Source organism: Archaeoglobus sp. (assembly GCF_017656475.1).
Taxonomy (GTDB): domain Archaea; phylum Halobacteriota; class Archaeoglobi; order Archaeoglobales; family Archaeoglobaceae; genus Archaeoglobus.
Window position 1 is genome coordinate 1 of record NZ_JACDNT010000002.1, and the last position, 18,235, is coordinate 18,235.

At 47.0% G+C, this 18,235-nt stretch carries 20 protein-coding genes; 14 read left to right on the plus strand and 6 right to left on the minus strand.

Annotated features, from left to right (window positions below; all coding sequences use genetic code 11):
• Positions 1-114 precede the first annotated feature (114 nt).
• From H0Z19_RS00655 to H0Z19_RS00665, 3 genes are read left to right on the plus strand one after another with little or no spacing between them, the layout of a single operon-like run.
• Positions 115-666 (plus strand): TATA-box-binding protein, encoded by a 552-nt coding sequence (locus tag H0Z19_RS00655; protein WP_290722800.1) that lies wholly within the window; start codon positions 115-117, stop codon positions 664-666.
• Positions 667-1,455, plus strand: a complete 789-nt coding sequence (locus H0Z19_RS00660; protein ID WP_290722801.1) for an HAD-IIA family hydrolase — start codon at positions 667-669, stop codon at positions 1,453-1,455. It abuts the gene before it with no gap.
• A 1-nt stretch (position 1,456) separates the two neighbouring features.
• Complete coding sequence (locus H0Z19_RS00665; RefSeq protein WP_290722802.1) at positions 1,457-2,101, plus strand: RNA-binding protein; 645 nt, start codon at positions 1,457-1,459, stop codon at positions 2,099-2,101.
• Positions 2,102-2,113: 12 nt separating this feature from the next.
• On the opposite strand, the gene acsC is transcribed toward H0Z19_RS00665, so the two are convergent.
• The 5 genes from acsC to H0Z19_RS00690 all read right to left on the minus strand — a co-directional run bounded on the left by acsC (position 2,114) and on the right by H0Z19_RS00690 (position 10,192).
• A complete protein-coding gene (acsC, locus tag H0Z19_RS00670) occupies positions 2,114-3,532 on the minus strand; it encodes an acetyl-CoA decarbonylase/synthase complex subunit gamma (RefSeq protein WP_290722804.1) in 1,419 nt (472 codons plus the stop codon).
• Between the two features lie 3 nt (positions 3,533-3,535).
• Entirely contained in the window at positions 3,536-4,894 is a 1,359-nt protein-coding gene (cdhD, locus tag H0Z19_RS00675) for a CO dehydrogenase/acetyl-CoA synthase subunit delta (protein ID WP_290722805.1), read from the minus strand.
• Between the two features lie 5 nt (positions 4,895-4,899).
• Positions 4,900-5,676: an AAA family ATPase gene (locus tag H0Z19_RS00680; protein WP_290722807.1), complete on the minus strand. Its 777-nt coding sequence runs from the start codon at positions 5,674-5,676 to the stop codon at positions 4,900-4,902.
• 82 nt (positions 5,677-5,758) lie between these two features.
• Positions 5,759-7,321: a CO dehydrogenase/CO-methylating acetyl-CoA synthase complex subunit beta gene (gene cdhC, locus H0Z19_RS00685; RefSeq protein WP_290722810.1), complete on the minus strand. Its 1,563-nt coding sequence runs from the start codon at positions 7,319-7,321 to the stop codon at positions 5,759-5,761.
• 264 nt (positions 7,322-7,585) lie between these two features.
• Entirely contained in the window at positions 7,586-10,192 is a 2,607-nt protein-coding gene (locus H0Z19_RS00690; protein ID WP_290722811.1) for an oligosaccharyl transferase, archaeosortase A system-associated, read from the minus strand.
• Positions 10,193-10,232: 40 nt separating this feature from the next.
• Here H0Z19_RS00690 and dph5 point away from each other — a divergent pair, with 40 nt between their 5' ends.
• Together dph5 and H0Z19_RS00700 are read left to right on the plus strand one after the other, a co-directional pair.
• Positions 10,233-10,988, plus strand: coding sequence for a diphthine synthase (gene dph5, locus H0Z19_RS00695; RefSeq protein WP_290722813.1), 756 nt, complete (start codon positions 10,233-10,235; stop codon positions 10,986-10,988).
• 85 nt (positions 10,989-11,073) lie between these two features.
• Positions 11,074-11,718 carry a hypothetical protein gene (locus tag H0Z19_RS00700; protein ID WP_290722814.1) on the plus strand — a complete coding sequence of 215 codons (645 nt, stop codon included), beginning with the start codon at positions 11,074-11,076 and terminating at the stop codon, positions 11,716-11,718.
• Here the strand turns inward: H0Z19_RS00700 and H0Z19_RS00705 are convergent.
• Positions 11,679-12,032 (minus strand): DUF123 domain-containing protein, encoded by a 354-nt coding sequence (locus tag H0Z19_RS00705; protein WP_290722816.1) that lies wholly within the window; start codon positions 12,030-12,032, stop codon positions 11,679-11,681. The genes H0Z19_RS00700 and H0Z19_RS00705 overlap by 40 nt on opposite strands.
• A 48-nt stretch (positions 12,033-12,080) precedes the next feature.
• On the opposite strand from H0Z19_RS00705, the gene H0Z19_RS00710 reads away from it, so the two are divergent.
• Genes H0Z19_RS00710 through H0Z19_RS00750 form a run of 9 tightly spaced genes read left to right on the plus strand, consistent with a single transcriptional unit; the run spans position 12,081 to position 18,221 of the window.
• A complete protein-coding gene (locus tag H0Z19_RS00710) occupies positions 12,081-12,635 on the plus strand; it encodes a transglutaminase-like domain-containing protein (RefSeq protein ID WP_290722817.1) in 555 nt (184 codons plus the stop codon).
• On the plus strand, positions 12,547-13,023 hold the full coding sequence (locus H0Z19_RS00715) for a hypothetical protein (RefSeq protein WP_290722818.1): 477 nt from the start codon (positions 12,547-12,549) through the stop codon (positions 13,021-13,023). Before H0Z19_RS00710 ends, H0Z19_RS00715 begins: the two co-directional genes overlap by 89 nt.
• A 44-nt stretch (positions 13,024-13,067) precedes the next feature.
• Complete coding sequence (locus tag H0Z19_RS00720; protein ID WP_290722820.1) at positions 13,068-13,547, plus strand: NOB1 family endonuclease; 480 nt, start codon at positions 13,068-13,070, stop codon at positions 13,545-13,547.
• Complete coding sequence (locus tag H0Z19_RS00725; RefSeq protein WP_290722821.1) at positions 13,534-14,121, plus strand: orotate phosphoribosyltransferase-like protein; 588 nt, start codon at positions 13,534-13,536, stop codon at positions 14,119-14,121. Before H0Z19_RS00720 ends, H0Z19_RS00725 begins: the two co-directional genes overlap by 14 nt.
• On the plus strand, positions 14,121-15,038 hold the full coding sequence (gene aglJ / locus H0Z19_RS00730) for an S-layer glycoprotein N-glycosyltransferase AglJ (RefSeq protein WP_290722823.1): 918 nt from the start codon (positions 14,121-14,123) through the stop codon (positions 15,036-15,038). Before H0Z19_RS00725 ends, aglJ begins: the two co-directional genes overlap by 1 nt.
• The gene (locus H0Z19_RS00735; protein ID WP_290722824.1) at positions 15,019-16,020 is read left to right on the plus strand and encodes a CofH family radical SAM protein; all 1,002 of its coding nucleotides are present in this window, start codon (positions 15,019-15,021) and stop codon (positions 16,018-16,020) included. Before aglJ ends, H0Z19_RS00735 begins: the two co-directional genes overlap by 20 nt.
• Positions 16,017-16,757 carry a menaquinone biosynthesis protein gene (locus H0Z19_RS00740; protein WP_290722825.1) on the plus strand — a complete coding sequence of 247 codons (741 nt, stop codon included), beginning with the start codon at positions 16,017-16,019 and terminating at the stop codon, positions 16,755-16,757. Before H0Z19_RS00735 ends, H0Z19_RS00740 begins: the two co-directional genes overlap by 4 nt.
• Positions 16,714-17,781, plus strand: a complete 1,068-nt coding sequence (mqnC, locus tag H0Z19_RS00745) for a cyclic dehypoxanthinyl futalosine synthase (RefSeq protein ID WP_290722826.1) — start codon at positions 16,714-16,716, stop codon at positions 17,779-17,781. The genes H0Z19_RS00740 and mqnC overlap by 44 nt, the downstream gene beginning before the upstream one ends.
• Complete coding sequence (locus tag H0Z19_RS00750; protein WP_290722827.1) at positions 17,781-18,221, plus strand: DUF2284 domain-containing protein; 441 nt, start codon at positions 17,781-17,783, stop codon at positions 18,219-18,221. Before mqnC ends, H0Z19_RS00750 begins: the two co-directional genes overlap by 1 nt.
• The last annotated feature ends 14 nt before the right edge of the window (positions 18,222-18,235 follow it).

Sequence of the window (18,235 nt, forward strand, 5' to 3'; positions counted from 1 at the left end):
TGGGTTACTGCTGGAGGTGGTTCGATGGCAGGAAATAATTTTAGGAAACTACAAATTCTATCACAATACCAAAGGTATTTATATGGTATTTAAGTCTTTTAAAATGGTGGTGTTATGCAGGATTACAAGATAAAAATAGAGAATGTTGTGGCATCAACCCAGATTGGTGAAAATATAGATCTGAACAAGATTTCAAGGGAAATTAAAGACTCTGAATACAAGCCCAAGCAGTTTCCGGGGCTGGTTTTGAGAACAAAAGAGCCAAAGGCTGCTGCTCTCGTTTTCAGAAGTGGGAAGGTAGTGTGCACGGGTTCCAAGAGTGTGGAGGATGCGAGGAGAGCTGTGAAGCAAATCGTAAAGATGCTCAAGAAAATCGGCATTTCTGTGATTGACGAGCCTGAGGTAAAGGTTCAGAACATTGTCGCCTCAGCAGACCTCGGAGTTGACCTCAACCTCAACGCAATTGCCATAGGTCTCGGGCTTGAGAACATAGAGTACGAGCCTGAGCAGTTTCCGGGGCTGGTGTACAGGCTTGACAACCCCAGAGTTGTCGTGCTGATTTTTGGGTCTGGCAAAATGGTTGTCACGGGTGGAAAAAGCCCGGATGATGCGAGAAGGGCTGTTGAGAGAATTTCAGAAGAGCTAAGAACCTTGGGACTGATGTAAATGAGGCCTGACAAGAAGGGCTACATAATTGATATAGACGGAGTTATCGGCAAGAGTGTAAAGCCCATCCCAGAGGGCGTAGAAGGGGTAAAAAAACTCAAGGAGCTTGGCAAGAAAATAATATTCGTTTCAAACAACTCAACGAGGAGCAGGAGAATTCTGCTTGAGAGGCTAAAGAGCTTTGGCCTTGAGGTTAGCGAAAATGAAATTCTTGTAGCCACCTACGCAACTGCAAGGTTTATTGCAAAAGAGAAGCCGAATGCCAAAGTTTTCACGACCGGCGAGGAAGGGCTGAAAGAGGAGTTGAAACTGGCAGAACTGGAAATTGCTGATTACAATGAGGCAGAGTATTTGGTAGTTGGGTCAAACAGAAAGATAAACTTCGAACTAATGACTAAAGCTCTGAGAGCATGCTTGAAAGGTTTAAGGTATATCGCAACCAATCCCGACAGAATTTTCCCAGCAGAAGACGGTCCCATTCCCGGAACAGGAATGATTATAGGAGCTCTTTACTGGATGACGGGGAGAGAGCCTGACGTTGTGGTCGGAAAACCCTCAGAAGTAATAATGCGCGAGGCACTTGAAATTCTTGGCCTTGAGGCTAAAGACGTTGCAGTTGTGGGAGATCAGATAGATGTTGATGTTGCTGCTGGTAGGGCAATAGGCGCGGAAACTGTTTTGGTTCTTACGGGTGTCACCACCAAAGATAACTTGAACCAGATGATTGAAAGGCACGGAATTAAACCTGACTACGTTTTCGATTCCCTTAAAGATATGGTGGAGGGTTGAGATGGACACCGCAAACGACTTCAGAATTTTGCTTGCTGAGAAGGGTATTGAAGAGTTGTTGAGGGTGTCGCAGTCATTGCAGATACCGGGAAGAAAGAAGTTTATCGAGGAGCTGAAATCCGTTTCTTCAGAAATTCAAAACGTGAAATACTGCTATCTGAGCGTTGATGAACTGCTGGAGTTTGACAGCTTCCTGAAAATCGTCGAGACTGCACGTAGCTTGAAAGACATGCTGTCAGATTCTAAGGACTACAACACAGCCTTAGCGGATTACTGGCTCGAATACATTGCCTACCTCCCTGAACTCATGAAGAGGGGCGAAATAGAAAGAGTTGGAGAGGCAATAAGGTATTTTGCCGGTGAAATCATTTCGAGAAGTGAACTCGATGGTTTGTGGCTGTGCATTTTTGACTATAGCGACAGACTTGAGGTTGTTACCAACAGCGAGGAATACAAGCAGGGAAAGAAGGCAGTTGTTGCTTACCTCCCGCCAAGAAGGTTTGGTAAGGTTGTCAGCAGAGGCATGTTCGTTCTGCAGCACGACAGAATTGCAAAGAAAGGGGAGCTTGACCTAGTGGACATTAGGAGCATAAGAAAGTGGCTCGGAGAAGTGGAGTCGATTTTAATGGACTTAATAAAAAGGTAAAATAAAAAATTATTATTCCTTTTCCTTAGGTGGCCAGTTCTTCTCAAGCCACCCCTTAATTCTTCCTGAGTCCATTGGGCCAACAAGAACTTTCCAGCCCGTCTCGTCCTCAATTGCACCCTGCAGTCTTGCAGCCAACCCTGGAATCACGAGATACTTGTGGTTAACCTTCTCCTCGATTTTCGTCTCCTCTATGAGCTCTTTAACCTTTGAAGCTGTGAACTGCCCGCCTGCAACGCTAACCTCAACACCCAGTCCCTCGGTGTTAAGCACGAGCAGCCATCCCTTGATTCCACCACTGGTAAGGTCGCTCTCGACAGTGTAGTATGTCAGGGCGAAGTTGGTTGTGATGAACACAGGATCGTCTGGCCCTGGGTCGTTGATCGCTCTCAATCCCGGCTCTACCTGCACGGGCGTTCTTGGGTCGGTGTATATGTTGAACCTGAGCGTTATTGTTGGCATAACCACATGCTGGTCAAGGCTTCTGAAAATCATGACGTCTCCATATTTCACAATGAACATGCTCGCGATAACAGCCTCCCAGTACGACTTGGTTACTTCATCTCCCTCAATCAGCCATGCTGCAATGGGTGTGATCATAATTGGATATGCAACATCCTTGTCCTGTCCTGCAATTGCTGTCCTGCGAAGCTGGATTACTCTCTCAAAGGTTCCCTTGAGTCCCTCTCCAAGAGGCTCGGTTACAGGGTCAAGAACAATGTCCTTTACACCAGCCTGCTTGAATGTGACCGCCATGCTCTTGAGAACGTCCAGGTCCTTGGCTCTCAGCGTTACAGGGACTTTGTATTCGAGGGCCATCTTTAGGAATTCCTTCCAGTTCCCTTCAGTTGCTGCATACATCAAAGGCCTCTGATCAGCCACCTCTTCAAGAGCAGCTTCCATGCATTCCGGATCAAGGGCCACAAGAATCATTGGTTTGCCGTAGGATGCAACCTTCTTCACAACCTCTCTGTACCTCTTTGGATCTCCAGAAGTGCATCTCACAGCAAAGCCATCGAGAGTCAGGAAATTTCCAACATAGAATTTCTTGTAGCTTACAACCCTATCACACCGCTCTTCCAAAGTTTTGTCATCCATCGTGTCCCAGACATCATAGAAGAAACCTGTTGGGTTAAAGAATGTGAGCTCATGTCTGTGCAGCACTTCTTCTCCACCAATCTTTACAGCATTTTCTCCTACACCGATTACAACCTCAGCTATTTCCGGAGCGGTAAGCTCAAGAAGCTCTTCAAGCTTCTTCTTCGCCTTTGGATCCTTCTCAGCTTCCTCAACAAGTGGTTTGCAGTCGAGAGGCGTTACTGATCTGTCGATGATGTGGGCTGCAAAGCTCATGCAGGTATCGAATCCACACTCTCCGCAGTTTGTTCTTGGCAGATAGTTGTAAACCTCAAGCGGGCTCTTTACCTTCATTCATCACACCTCCATGAAGATCCATTCTCCTGGGTCAGCCACACTCTCCTTCACATTCCCGCCGAGGGTGTTGAAGACCTCCTTAAGCACAGCCACTGCAATGGGATGCATCATCATGAAGAGGTCAACTCCGGCAAGTGAGAGAGTTAGACCAGTTATAATCTCCCATATCGGACCTCTCAGCTCTCTTGGTCCCCATGGTGTGTCTTCCTCAATCGGTGAGTCTACCATCCATGCTTCTCTCGCTCCCCAGGCGTTCGTGGTTCCGCTTGATATCGGGAAGTTAAGATCGGTGTCACCCTTCAAACCGCTGATCCTGATCCTCTCCATATTTGTGAAAGCGTAGTCAAGACCGTAACCAAGAGCCGCGGTGGTCGGGTCCATAACGATGCTGTTTCTTGGCACCTCAACTCTCTTCAGCAGGTACCTGTTTAGCGTCTTCTGGTTGTTTATGTCCATCTGAGTCCAGCTGAGCACTACATGCCCGTATTTCTTGGCGGCGTTGGCAATCCTCTCCCAGTCCATGTCGAGAGTTGCTGATGCAAGCATTATCCTTTCTCCCTCTGCAACCTCTGCCGCCTTTTCGAGAACCTCTGGATCCTTCTCCTTGTTACCGCTTCCACCAACAATGATCGGGCATTTTACCGCCTGCAAAACATCCTCAAGAACCTTCACAGCCTCGCTTGCTGGAGTATCATCCAGCAGAGGATCAGTGCTGATGAGATGGAGCGTTACGAGGTCAGCACCGAACTTCTTGACACACTTCTTAGCCCACTCTGCTGGATTGTCAAGCACATCTTCATAGTGGGTCCTAACGGCCTTCGCAAGCATCGGCCTTCTGTCAAAAACGTCGATTGCTATTGCGGGCAGGTGAGGCTGTGGAGCGTCAAAGGTGTAGAAGGCGAGACTTCTCTCACCACCAAGCGTGATCGTGTACTCTCTGCTCCCTCCATCCGCCTTAGTTGCACCCAGCACAACCTCCTCAATCTTATTTGGATACTCCTCCTTGTACGGTTCAAACTTTGCCCTTACAAGCTCTGTCGGAAGCTTGATCTCCTCAACTTCCGGGGCAGCTTCTGGTGCTGCAGGAGCTGCAGGAGCAAGCTGGGGCTGTGCAGCAAATGGAGTAGGTATGCCAAGAGCCGCAGAGAGTCTTTGGAGGTATCCAAGCGCCATGTTTGCATGATACAGGAAATTTCCGAATTCTGAAAGCATTGAGTACAGAGGGGCTATCGCGGATAGGTCTATAGATGAGCCCTCAAGCTCTATTTCGAGGTCTCCCTCAATCTTCACCCCTTCAATCTCCTCTACATTATATTTTTTCAGCAAATCCAAAAACTCCTCAAGCGTGAACTTTTTCAAATTAATCACCTCGCTTCTACTGACAAATTGAGCATTAAATTAGCTACTTCCCTCATTTTCTTATAAACTTCCGAATTCTTGTCAATTTCGCTCACTGGGTCTCCTCTCAGGTCGACTTCAGCCACACTGCTGTCGTATGGCAGCACGGCAAGTAGCTCCAAACCCTCCTCTTCTGCAAATTTTCTGATCGTCTTTTCTGCATCCTCTGATGCAATTCTGTTTGCAATCAGGAATATTTTCTTGAAATTCAGCTTGAGTTCTTCTGCAAGCCCCTTGATTCTCTTCGCTGTCGCAAGCCCCTTCCTTGACATGTCTGTGACTATGATAATGTAATCAGCTGTATCAATCGTTTTTCTGCTGAAATGCTCCAGTCCAGCTTCAGTGTCAATGATGATGTAGTCGTAGTGCCTCATCAGCCTTTTCAGCACTCCACGCAGCAGAGAATTGGCAAAGCAGTAACAGCCCTCTCCCTCAGGTCTTCCCATTACCAGAAGGTCGTAACGGGGGCATTCACAGATGGCTTCTGCGTAAATCTTCCCTTCTAACCACTGCTCTTTGTTCATAGTCCCCATTTCATCTCTGCTAACCTGAAAGAGTTCTCTGATCTCACCGAGAGTCTTTTTGAGCTGATCCTCCACACCGAGAGCCTCTGGCAGGTTGCTGTCAGGGTCTGCATCAACTGCGAGAACACTTGTTGTATGCTCTGAAATAAAATTAACGAGGAGGGCGGAAACCAGCGTTTTTCCGGTTCCACCCTTGCCTGCCACCGCTATTACTGTCATTCTTCTTCCTCTATTATAAGTTCCGGGATGTGAATCTGGGCTCCTTTGAGGATGAGCTTAACCTTCTTGCCTTCCTCCTCCATTACTTCCCACCCTTCTTCTCCTTCTCGGCCTTCCTGACGATGACCTTGTCGATCGTGATCTTCGCGTCCTTGATGATCAGCTTAACTCCTGCTGGAGCCGCGGAAGGAGCGGGCATCTGAAGGGCGGGCAGCTGGAATCCGGGCATCTGCATCGGCATTGGCTGCATAGCTGCTGGCTGGGCAGCAGATGCTGCAGGAGCCGCTTCAGCTGCAACTTCCTCAACAGCTTCTTCAGCCTCCTCTTCTTCCTCAACCCATCCGTTGGTAATCTTCTGGCCATCCACTGGCCTGACAACACCTTTCACCACTGGGTGATCCACCTTCTTCAGGAACTCTCTGAGCTCATCAAGGGTCTTTGCGTCCTCTTCAGTTGCAATCTTGTCCCTGATGTCGTCCGGGATGTACTTTGCCACTCTCTCTTTCAGTTCTTTCGGCATCCAGACAGTTCTGTACCACCCACCGTCAGCCTGAATGAACTTCTTGCTTCTGAAGTAGGCGATACCAATGCCAAGGAATCCGACAACCTGCTTTCCACCGCCAGTCTGCCCTGCCATTGTTGAGAAAGTCAGACCATTGGGGGCGGGCTCAGCATAGCCTCTGTGCACCCAGCCGATACCATCAACTTCAGGCATGTAAAATCCGATGACCTCAAAACAGCCGCAGCTTGTGTGCGGATACTCAAAGAAGCTGTGCAGCTTTATTCTCTCATACTCTCCACCGCTCTCCTGCTTTGCAAACTCGTTAACACCACTGTACTCACCACCTATTGGGTCAAGTAGCTCACCCTTGGGCACTGCTCTGTTCGGCCCCTCGGGGTCAACCTTTGCAGCAGCTCTCCCATCGAACCACGTTATTGCTCCACAGAGCGAGGGTCTATCTGGGGAGACGATACAGACGTTGGTAGGAGCGAAGCTCTGGCAGAGAGTGCATGAGTAGAACTCGTCAACATCCTCATCGCTCAAAGCCTCAACTCTTGCATCTCTCTCCTCGAATATGGGCATCGCAAGCTCGTTCAGCAGCTTCTCAACCAGATCCTTATCGGTGATGTAAACAGCCTCAATCTTCTCTATGAAGGGCAGTTCGTTCTTGTAGAGCATCATTGTCGCCTTGGCAATCTGGATGAGGCTCTTCAGCCCCTTCTTAATAGCATTCTTGCCGATTCTGATCCAGATATCATATCTCTGGTTGAGGTGCATGTAGCCTTCAAGGTAGTTCTGGAAGTCGTGGTTCCTCCTCTCAATGACCGGTTCAAGGTCCGTCTCAACCATCTCACCGGCAATGTAGTAAATCATCGCATATGGATAGGTCGAGCCCTCCTCCATCTCATCAAGATCAGGGCCGATGAGTGTGACCTTCATGTCCTCTACCTGGTCCATGGGTAGAGCCATTACGAGCTCGAATCCGGGCTGTGACGGGCCACCCAGTTCAACGTACATATCACCTTTCCTGATTCTCTCTCCCTCGTACATTGGAGATATGTCAAACGGAAACTCTGCCTCCTCTCCAACGCTCTCCTTGACTTTAACACCTTCCGGAATCTCTATTCTCTTTCTTTCAACCATACCTTGCTCACCTCCAAATCCATCTTAAATTTAGACTCTACAGACCATACACAGACAACCATTTTTGTTTATTTGTATTTATCGCTTTTCGCCTTTCCGCCAAACTACACGATTCCTCACTGAGCCTGATTTTCTCAGGCTTCCTTTACGATTTTGGAGTCGTTAGAATTTAAATTAATCGAAAAATATTCCTTGTAACAATTTTTTGAAAGATAATTACAACAAGTGTTAACAATAAAAAGCAAAGTTATACTATGTGTTATACTACAAGTCGAGGTTAATCACATCTCCACTCTGAACCTGCTCTTCTTTTACTGTTAGCTCCTTAACAACACTCCCTGCTTTTATGTAGTAAGGTGTTATTGGCTTAACAGGATATCTGGAGTCGTGTGAGTAGGGGAGTACAACGGAATATGTGTCGCCCTCAACCTTAACCGTCTGCCAGTACTCGAATGTTCTATTTTGATTCGTCTTGATTGTCGCGTTTACTGTAACTTCTGTTACATTGCCAGAAACTTTGCCGGTTACCACTGCTCCCTTAACTCTTTCGAATATCTTGACGTAGCCCGAAGGTGCAATTTTCACAGGTATCCCTATCTTTCTCTCATGAAGCTGACTGTAGGCGTACTTGTAGAGAACCTCCTGTGTGCCCATTGTCGGAGAAACACCGTACCTCGCCCTCATTACCGACTCATAAAGTGCCGTCTGCAGAACCTGACTCTCATTGTTTAAATCGATCTGAGAGGCGTAGGACTTCCACTCCCCCGGATAGTCGCTCTCATAGATCATTCTGTAATGAGATAATCCACTACCATCAAATAGATGTAGTTTTGCCTCCATCGTGTTGTAGTAAAGCTCGCTGGGGATTCTGAGGGGGATGATGACGGAGTTCATTGGCACGTCCCACTGAGAGCTTGCATAACCAAACTTGCCAGATGGTGAGTAGTACAGGAATCCAGCATAGTACTTCTCCGCAAGAGGCAAGTCTCCTTCAGCCCAGACAGCCATTGCGTAGAATTTTCCAGTCTCCATTTCGATATCACTAACTACATACTTCACATTGAGCTCATCAGCCACCCACTCCGCATAGCTTTCGTTCTCAGCTGTAAAGAACGAAGATGCTCCGGGAACATTGTTGTACTTGTTACCTATACCATGCTGGAATGGATTTGCTATGGGCATGCGGTGGGCAATGCTCTCTATCCAGTGCCCGTAGTCCCACCAGCTTATAACGCCATAAGTCTCGAAAGGATAATTGAATGGCTCCTTGTTGCTCTGAGGTGTGGGATATAGCTGGAGGTAGTAATCGTCGTATTTTTCTCTATCCGGCGTGTTCTCTTTCATCCACAACATCGCATCATACCACTGCTTGTTCGGTCCACCCGCGTAAGAACTCTGGGCATCCGCCAGGATGTAGGTGGGGTAGATTGCAACTAGGGCGATCAGAACGGCTAACGCAACTCTAAGATAGCTGAACTTGCTCTTTGCTCCTAAAGCATTCTCCAATACTTTGTAGAGGTGGAGCTTATCGAACACGACTGAAATAACTAGAGCCGAATAGACACTGGCTACGGCTGCAAAGTAATAAGCAAATCTGTTCTGCCCCCATAGAGCTATGAACATCAACACAGCCCAAATCAGCACACTCAATTCTACAAAATTCCTTTTTCTTATAACTCTGTATGCGGAGAAAAAGATTCCGACCATTCCGAAAAAGAACAGGCTACCGAAGTGTAGAACGGCATTAGCCAGTGTGAACTCTCCATTGTGAGTGAAAAAGAAGGGGTAAACTTCCGCAATTGTTAATGCCCCTCCCTTGGGCTGAACGACGCCTATTATAGAGAGAATGTTTCTTGCAAAATCGGGCATTAAAAGGAAAAACACTCCGACGATTACAGCGGTGATAACAACTACCGCTACCGGCATCCCCTTCCTGCCCAAACCTAATCTCTCGAAGAATTTTGCTTCATTCAATCTTTCTATCTGGTAGAATGCAGCAGCAATCACTGCTGAGCCAGCTAGAACAAGAAACTGGAAGGGTGAGTAGTGAACCCTGCTGAATCCAGGATAATTGAAGGCAAATGGAATGTAAACCAACGTTGCAACAACAAAAGTTATCACAGCTACAAGTGAAAGATTTTTTCTGTCAGCGTTGATGAGTTCTCCCAGAACAAAGGCGAAGAATAGGAAAGACAGCAGAATTGGAGCTATAATGAATCCCGGCCCCCAGGCCAGAATGTAAAGGCCAGCACAGATGCCGGCAATTACTGGATACAGGAGATGCTTTGTGTTAAGGTTATCTTTAATATTTTTGTCCTTCCATCTGTTGTACGCAAGCATGAACGTTCCGAGAGTTGAAACCTGCCAGAAGGCTTCCCAGATGTGGTGGTCGTTAAAGCCAAGAATGCTTCTCTGCAGGAACTGTCCGGGAACAATGGCGATAAGAAAAGCTGCCAGTACAGCAGTTCTCCTATCGAATACTTCCCTCGTGAGCAGATAAACGGGCAGTATCGCCAGAATTCCACCTATCGCGGGGATGAAAGCAAGAACTGCCCTTAGGCTCTCGCCGCTTGTTGCGTTGAAAATTATACCGGCTATCGACCCAAGGTAAACAAGGAAAGGCCCGAAGTGTGTGTAGGAGCCGTAAGGATAGTGTGTGAAAGGATCAAACCAGATTCTGGACGGGAAGTTGTGTATTGTGTTCTCTATAAGCCTATAGTAGTACCACGGGTCGTTTCCACCAAGCCTTACAGTCCAATTAAACACACTATCCCAGGGATTCAGAATCCTCAGCTTTAATGAAATCAAGGCGGTGATAACAAGGATTGACAGGTGCCAGTATTTCTTAACCAAATCACCAACATTCTGCATGGCAGAAAAAGTAAAATGCTTAATTTAAACTTTCTGATAGATGCTGACCTTCGTAGGGCTTGGGCTGTGGGATGCAAAAGACATTTCCGTCAAAGGGTTTGAGGCAGTAAGAGAGGCTGATGAGGTTTACGTGGAGTTCTACACCTCAAAACTTGTAAGCAGTATTGATGAAATGGAGGAGTTCTTTGGAAGGAAGATCATTGAGCTTGAGAGAAGTGACCTTGAAGAGAACAGCCGTAGACTGATTGATAGGGCAAAGGACAGGAATGTTGCTCTGCTGGTGCCCGGAGATCCTATGGTTGCCACAACACATTCAGCCCTGAGACTTGAGGCTAAAAGAAGGGGTGTGAGGACAAGGATAATTCACGGGGCAAGCATAGTCAGTGCAGTCTGCGGGCTGACAGGGCTTCACAACTACCGCTTTGGAAAGTCTGCCACTGTAAGCTGGCACAAATCCGAGACACCGGTAAAGGTCGTAAATGCAAACAGAAGCATCGATGCCCACACCTTGCTGTTTCTCGACCTCCATCCAGAGCCGATGACTATAAAGCAAGCCGTGGAGCAGCTAATTTCGATGGATGTTTCAATAAAAGACATTTACGCCGTAGGCATAGCGAGAGCGGGTAGTGATGATGCAGTCATAAAATGCGACAAACTCGAAGCTCTGAAAAACATCGATTTTGGCGAACCTCTCCACGTGATGGTTGTTCTTGCAGAAACACTGCACTTCATGGAGTTTGAGTGCCTGAGAGAGTTTGCAGACGCCCCTCCTGAGTTAGAAAGGCTGGTAGCATGATGCTTCCAGAAAGGGAGAAGTGGGGGTTGCTCTTGCTTCTTCTCGGCTTCTTACTCGCCGTTTACATTCACTGGAGGTATTCGTGATGAAGATTCCGAGGAGCTTTGAGGAGATTCTTGAGCATTTTGGCGGGCTGATTGACGAGGTGACTGCCAGACTACTCGAAAGTTATGCTGAAGGAAAGGCTGTAAAGGTGAGCGAGGCTCTGAGCAAAAGCGGCAGGGTCGTTGTTGAGGGTAAAGTTCTGAGAGTTTTTCCTGTGAGACATTTCGATAAAAACGGCAGAAAAGGGAAAGTTGGCAGTATAATCATTGAAGACGACCAAAAGGTCAGAGTAAACTTCTGGAATGAAGCTGCTGAGATGATAGAGGCGGGAGATATTGTAGAGGGTGTGAGGGTAAAGCTGAGGGGCTACTCAAGAGGTGGAGAGATACACGTCAACAGTCTTTCTGAGGTGGAGATTTTTCTCGACTTTGTGAGTGTTTCAGAACTTGCTGAAAAAGAAGGAGAGAGAGTGAACATTAAGGGATTTGTTACAGGCCTTGGAGAACCGGAAAAGGCGAGAGAAATTTACATTTCGGATGAAACAGGCAGGGTGAGAGTTTTGCTGGAAAACGAGAGTTTTTACTTTGCGGTTGACATAGGAACCTACGTTGAGATTTACAACGCTCTCGTTAGAGACAGCACGGTTTATGTGGACAGAAATTCGAGGTTTATTGTTGGAGAATAGAAGAGATGGGATTTACACTCACAGTCGGAGCATCCGAATCCGTTGATTCTTTCAAAGTTTTCGAATTTTTGGGCGAGAATGCATTCAGACTCTCTAAGGAGGATTGCTCCTATAACCTCCATTCTCGTCGAGATGTAGTCAATGTGCCACCTTTTTCTCTTTTTTGGAGAGAAATGCCTCTTGATTCTGTGCACACCGCTTTTGGCACTTCCAACATAGTAGTAGTAACCTTTCCTGAAGGAGATGACACCTAATGCTCCAACCTTGGTTTTGAAGTCCTCTTGGCAGTAAAGCAGGAGAACGTAAGAGGTCATGTCAGTAACTTGAGCCAAGATTTTATATTTTGGCGACATAGACAGTCCATGAGATGGTCAGTCATATTAATTGCATCACTTTTAGCCCTCTGCACGTCTCTGCCAGCTGAGGAGCTTTCAAGGGAAGAGTACTGCAGTAAAGTCTGGAGGTATGACTACGAGTGCGCTTTGGACTACCTTTTGAGCGATGCGGAAGTCCAGAAGGTCGCCAACGTTGCAGAGAAGCTGAAAGGAGAGAACTGCAAGGATACCGCATGGAAAATCCTTGAGTGGGAAGATGAAAACCTAGAATATGATTTTGAAAAGGCAAACCTTCCGCCACCGCAAATCGTTGTGAAAGGAAGAGATGTGGAGGTTTACGATTCGGGGAGATACATCCAGACTCCATCCGAAACGATACTGAAAGGAAAGGGAATCTGCACGGATTACGCCTTTCTGACACTTGCCCTGCTTGAATACAACAGTTGTAAGGGCTATCTGGTTAACGTAACTTTTGAGAACGATGAGATAGGACATGTCGCTGCAGCAATCCTCGTTAACGGAACCTACTTCATTCTCGATCAGCACCTCCCCCCCTTTCGACCCGGAAGGTTACTTCATTAAGTGGCTGAATGACGGAAAGAGAATCAAAAAGGCTGAAATCATTATTGACGGCAACACCACACTCCTTGACCTGACTACTGGTTACTCAGCAAGCGAAAGAGATGCTGAGTCACTTGAATCCAGACTTTACTCCTACTTTGAGAGTATGGGTATGAGGAGAGACTCAAAGCTGAACGGAAAGGTTTTGCCACCCAACTATAGAGAGGGTTACATTCTCAAGTTGAACCTTGAAATGGCTGAATACTATCATCCCGAATTTGAAAAGCAATACGCTAAGCACATCTTCAAAGTCCTCAAGGAAAAAATCGAAGACAGATACAGAGCGTTTAACTTGGATGTGTCAATTAACAAAGGAGTTTTCGAAGTAACACTTTACCTTGCAAGATGAAGTAGAGAGTAAGGGTTATTTATAATGGGCTTGAATGAAATAGTGTGGAAGTGCACGTCATTGACTCCAGTGCAATCTTCCAGAGGAAGGCAGTTTACAAAAACATGGTTACTGTGCCCGAGGTAGTGGCGGAAATCCTTGATGAGGCTTCAGCTCTCTATTTCAGCGTGAAAAGCCTGAGAGTTGAAGAGGCAAGCCCGAAAAGCGTTGAGAAGGTTAAAGAGGCTGCAAGAAGAACTGGGGACATACACAAGCTCTCCGATACGGACATAAAGGTTCTGGCAAAGGCTCTTGATGAAATTGAAAAGGGAAATGAGGTAGTTCTTGTGACCGATGACTATGCAATACAGAACGTTGCCATGAGCTTGGGGATGAGGTTTGATGGTATTCTGCACAGGGGGATATCAAAAGAGTTTAAATGGGTAAAGGTATGTAGGGGATGTGGTAGAAAGATTGAGTCTGAAGTATGCCCGGTTTGCGGGAGTGAAGCCATAATTAGGAGGGTTAAAAATGACAAAAATTGAAACTTTAGTTGAGAGGGCCAGAAGGCTTAAGGAGAAGGGTTTGACGACCGAGGAAATTGCAGACGAGCTGAACGTGTCGAGAGATACTGCTCTCTGGCTGATTACGAGAGTTGGTGAGACTCCACCTTCGGACATCTACGTTGAATGGAGGGAGCTAACGAAGCCTTCAAGGCTCAGGCTTGTTGCAATGGCAATGGTGGATATGATAGCGAATGAAGTGAGGGGAGATATTGATGTTGTGGTCGGCATTGCTACAAGCGGAATCCCTCTTGCGGCACTGGTTGCGGAAGAACTGGGGTGTGAGTTCACAATCTACTATCCAAGAAAGTTCAAAACCGAGGAGGAGAAGCCGAAAGGCGGAATTCTCAGCGAAAACTTTGCCAGAGTCGCGGGGAAGAAGTGTGCAATTGTTGATGACATCACGTCAACCGGAAGGTCGATAAAGGAGGCTATAGAGGTCATTGAGGCTAACGACGGAAAGGCTGTTTGTGTGGCTGTCATTGTAAACAAAAGAGGAGGAAACGAAATAGAGGGGATTCCCCTGCTAAGCATGCTGAAGATTCTGAGGATATAATGGATGTCACTGTCGTCATCCCAACACTGAACGAGGAGGAGGCCATCGGAGAGGTAGTTGAGGGGTTTGTTAAAAAGGGCTTCAAGGTACTTGTAATCGACGGAAACAGCAAGGACAGGACAAGGGAGATTGCAAGGGAGAAGGGGGCTGAGGTTGTTATCCAGAGCGGGAAGGGGAAAGGACAGGCTGTTGCGGAGGCGTTTGAAATCGTAGAGAGTGACATACTCGTACTTGTGGATGGTGATGGAACGTATCTTCCAGAGGAGGTAGACAAGCTCCTTGATCCCATTTTGAAGGGCAAAGCGGAGCATGTAGTAGGGAATAGGTTCGCGAACTTCGAAAAGGGAGCCTTCACAAAGCTCAACCTTATCGGTAACAAACTGCTCAACATGTTCTTTCGGCTCGCCTATGGAGTGGAGCTCAGAGACATCCTTTCAGGTTACAGAGCTTTGAAAAGAGAAGTTTACAAATCCGTAGAACTGACGAAGCCGGGTTTCGAGGTTGAGACTGAGCTTACAGTTGAGACTCTGGCAAAAGGATTCAGAATCGTCGAGGTGCCGATAACGTACAGGAAGAGGGGTGGTAAAACGAAGCTTAACCCGCTGAGGGACGGATTCAGGATAGGCAGAACGATTTATGAGCTAATGAGCCGGTACAGCCCGGCAAGATACCTCTACCTTTTCGGACTTGTTTTTATTATCGCGGGAATACTAGCGGGAGCGTTTGTCGTTTATGAATGGTTTCACAGGGTTACACACTACCTGCTCGCCATACTGACCACTCTTTTCATAATTACAGGAGTTCAGCTTATAATGTTCGGCCTTATTGCAGACTTCATATTCAGAAGCAACGTGGAGTTCAGGAAGGAGCTTAGAAGGCTGAGAGAGGCGATAGAGAGTGAAGGTAAGAGAGATTGAGGATTTGTTTTACCAGAACTTTCACGAGCTTGGAGAGAGAGCTGATTCGCTGAACGACAGGGTAATGTTCGTTGTTAACAGGCACATAAACTATACCGACGTTTGCGTTTCTAAATGCCCTCTGTGTGCCTTCAGCAACAGAGAGAGGTATTTGCTAACTCCCGACGAGATTCTGAGGAAAGTAAAAGAGGTTGAAGGGATTACGGAGGTTCACATTGTTGGAGGGCACAACCCCAACGTGGGTGTGGAGTACTTCGAGGAGGTTTTCAGCAGAATAAAGAGAGAGATGCCGGACGTCGTTATAAAGGCTTTGACGGCGACTGAAGTATATTATTACGCCAAAAAGGAGAAAATGGGCATAAGAGAGTTCCTGAGCAGGCTTAAGGATGCTGGCCTTCAGGCGATGCCCGGCGGTGGGGCTGAAATTCTTGTGGATGAGGTTAGGAAGAAAATAAGCCCGAACAAGTGCTCAAGCGAAGAGTGGCTGAGGGTTATGAAGATTGCACACGAACTTGGAATCAGAAGCAATGCGACAATGCTTTTCGGCCATATCGAGAGTATAAGGCACAGAGCCATCCACCTTTACAAGTTAAGAAAACTTCAGGAAAAGACGGGGGGATTCGTATCATGTATTCCGCTTGTTTATCATCCGGAAAACACACCCCTTGGGAAAGTCGTGAAGGAGAAGACGAATCCGGTTGATATTCTGAAAACGATATCTGTATCGAGGATCGTTCTTGACAATTTCAGGAGCGTTAGAGCTTACTGGGTTATGCTCGGAGAGAAGCTTACAGAGGTAGCTCTGAGGTTTGGAGCGAACGATATAGATGGAACGGTTGTGGAAGAGAGGGTAACGCATGCTGCTGGTGCTGAAACACCAAAGGGTTTGACGGTTGAGAGGTTGGTGGAGATTGGGAGAGGTGCGGGAAAGAGGGTGGGGCAGAGAGATACATTCTGCAACATTTTGAAGTGGTATACATGAGGGTCGGAAAGTTTGGGTATCTGAACAACTTCCTTCCTTACTACTTTCTCAACGAGAGTGTCGAGATTGTTGAGGCGAATCCGAGGAGAATGGCATCAATGCTGCTTGAAGGCAAAATTGATTATGCTCCCGTTCCCGGCTTCTTTTATCTGAAGAATAAAGAGCAGTTGAGACACTATGAATTCTGCGTCGCTTCCGAGGGTAAAGTTCTAAGTGTTGTGGTGGTTTCAAGAAAGAAGGAGCTTGACGATGATGCCATTGCCGTAACTCCCCACTCCCTGACTTCGGTTAATCTCCTCAGGATATTGCTGGCAGAGAAGGGAATGGAGAACAGGCTTGTTGAGGTGGAAACGTCCAAAGCTTCTAAGATGCTCGAAATCTGTCCACATGCTTTGGTAATAGGGGATGAGGCGATTAAGGCGAGAATGATTTACAGAGTTGTGATGGATCTGGGAGAGGAGTGGTATGAACTAACTTCACTGCCGATGGTGTTCGGAATCTCCGCATCACTGAAAGAGGTTGATGCCACGGCAATAGACAGGAAAATTCTTGATGCAACAGACGAAGGCTTCAGGAGGGTTGGAGAGGTCGTGAGGGAGGCGGAGAAAACATTTAAGATGCCGAGAGAGTTTCTCGAGGAGTACTTCAGAACTTTGAAGTTCAGGCTGGGAGAGAAAGAGGAGAGGGGGCTTTATGAGTTCGAAAAGTACTGCAGAGATTACGGACTACTTGACTGAGAAGCTTGGAAGAAGGGAAGCACTTGAGCTTTTCAAACTGTCAATTCACGAGGTAGGAAAAATTGCGGATGAGATAAGAAAGGCGAGGTGTGGAGACCTCGTTACCTTTGTCAACGACACCAACATCAACTACACAAACATCTGCACTTCAAAGTGCAAATTCTGTGCGTTTTATGCGAGAAGTGGCGGGTATGTTCTCTCCCATGAGGAGATTTTGAGAAAAATCGACTATGCTGCAAGAATGGGAGCGACGCAGATCATGCTTCAGGGCGGGATGAATCCGGGGCTTGGGATTGAGTGGTTCGAGGAGCTTTTTGCCAAAATAAAGGCTAAATTTCCGAACGTCCATGTCCACAGCCTTTCTCCTCCCGAAATCGTCTTTCTGTCAAAGCTGGAGAAATGCAGCATAAGAGAGGTTCTGGAAAGGCTAAAAAATGCCGGACTCGATTCCTTGCCCGGCGGTGGGGCGGAGATTCTTGTGGACGAGGTTAGGAAGAGAATAAGCCCTAACAAGTGCTCAAGCGAGGAGTGGTTAAAGGTAATGGAAGTTGCTCACAACCTTGGAATGCCCACCACAGCCACAATGATGTTTGGACATGTGGAGAGCGATGAGGATATAGTTGAACATCTGCTCAAGATAAGGAAATTGCAGGAAAAGACAAAAGGATTTACGGCCTTCATCCCGTGGACTTTCCAGCCCGGAAATACGGAGCTTTATGGAGAGATAAAGAGGCCAGTTTCTCCTCTCAGATACCTCCAGGTTGTTGCCGTATCAAGAATAGTTCTGAACAACTTCAGGAACATTCAGGACTCCTGGCTAACTCAGGGGTTTGAAATAGCAACTCTCAGCCTTTTCTTTGGTGCGAACGACTTTGGAGGGACGATGCTTGAAGAGAACGTTGTCAGGGCAACGGGAAAGGATTTCAGGCCTGCAAAGGTTGATGAAATAGTAAGGGCTGTTAAAGCCGTTGGTAGGCCGGTTGCGCTTCGCGATACGTATTACAGAATTCTGGAGCGGTTCTGATGTTTGAAGACCTGATTGAGAAGTATGGGCTGAAAGTCAATGTGGAGGTAATTGACCCAGCAAAGCTCAGGCTCGACTTGAGGGCAAGATGGAAGTGCATGTTCGGTTGCGAGAGCTTCGGAAAACCATCCTGCCCGCCGAACGTCCCAGATTTTGAAGAATGCATAAGGTTTGTGAAAGCCTACAAAAAGGCAATTCTCTTCAGGTTTAAAGTTAAGGGAGTGGAGGATATAAGAAAAGCTCAGGAGCTTATGCTTGAGGCCGAGTTAAGTCTTAAAAAGCCCTACGCCTTCGCAACATTTCCGGGGGGCTGTATGCTCTGCGAGGAGTGCAGAGGGAGATGTGAAAAAGCGAGACCTTCGATGTCAGCACTTTGCATCGATGCATCTCAGTTTGGGTTAAAGGATGATGAAATGGCTGCGGTGCTTTTTGTCGAATAGTAAGAATTATTGAT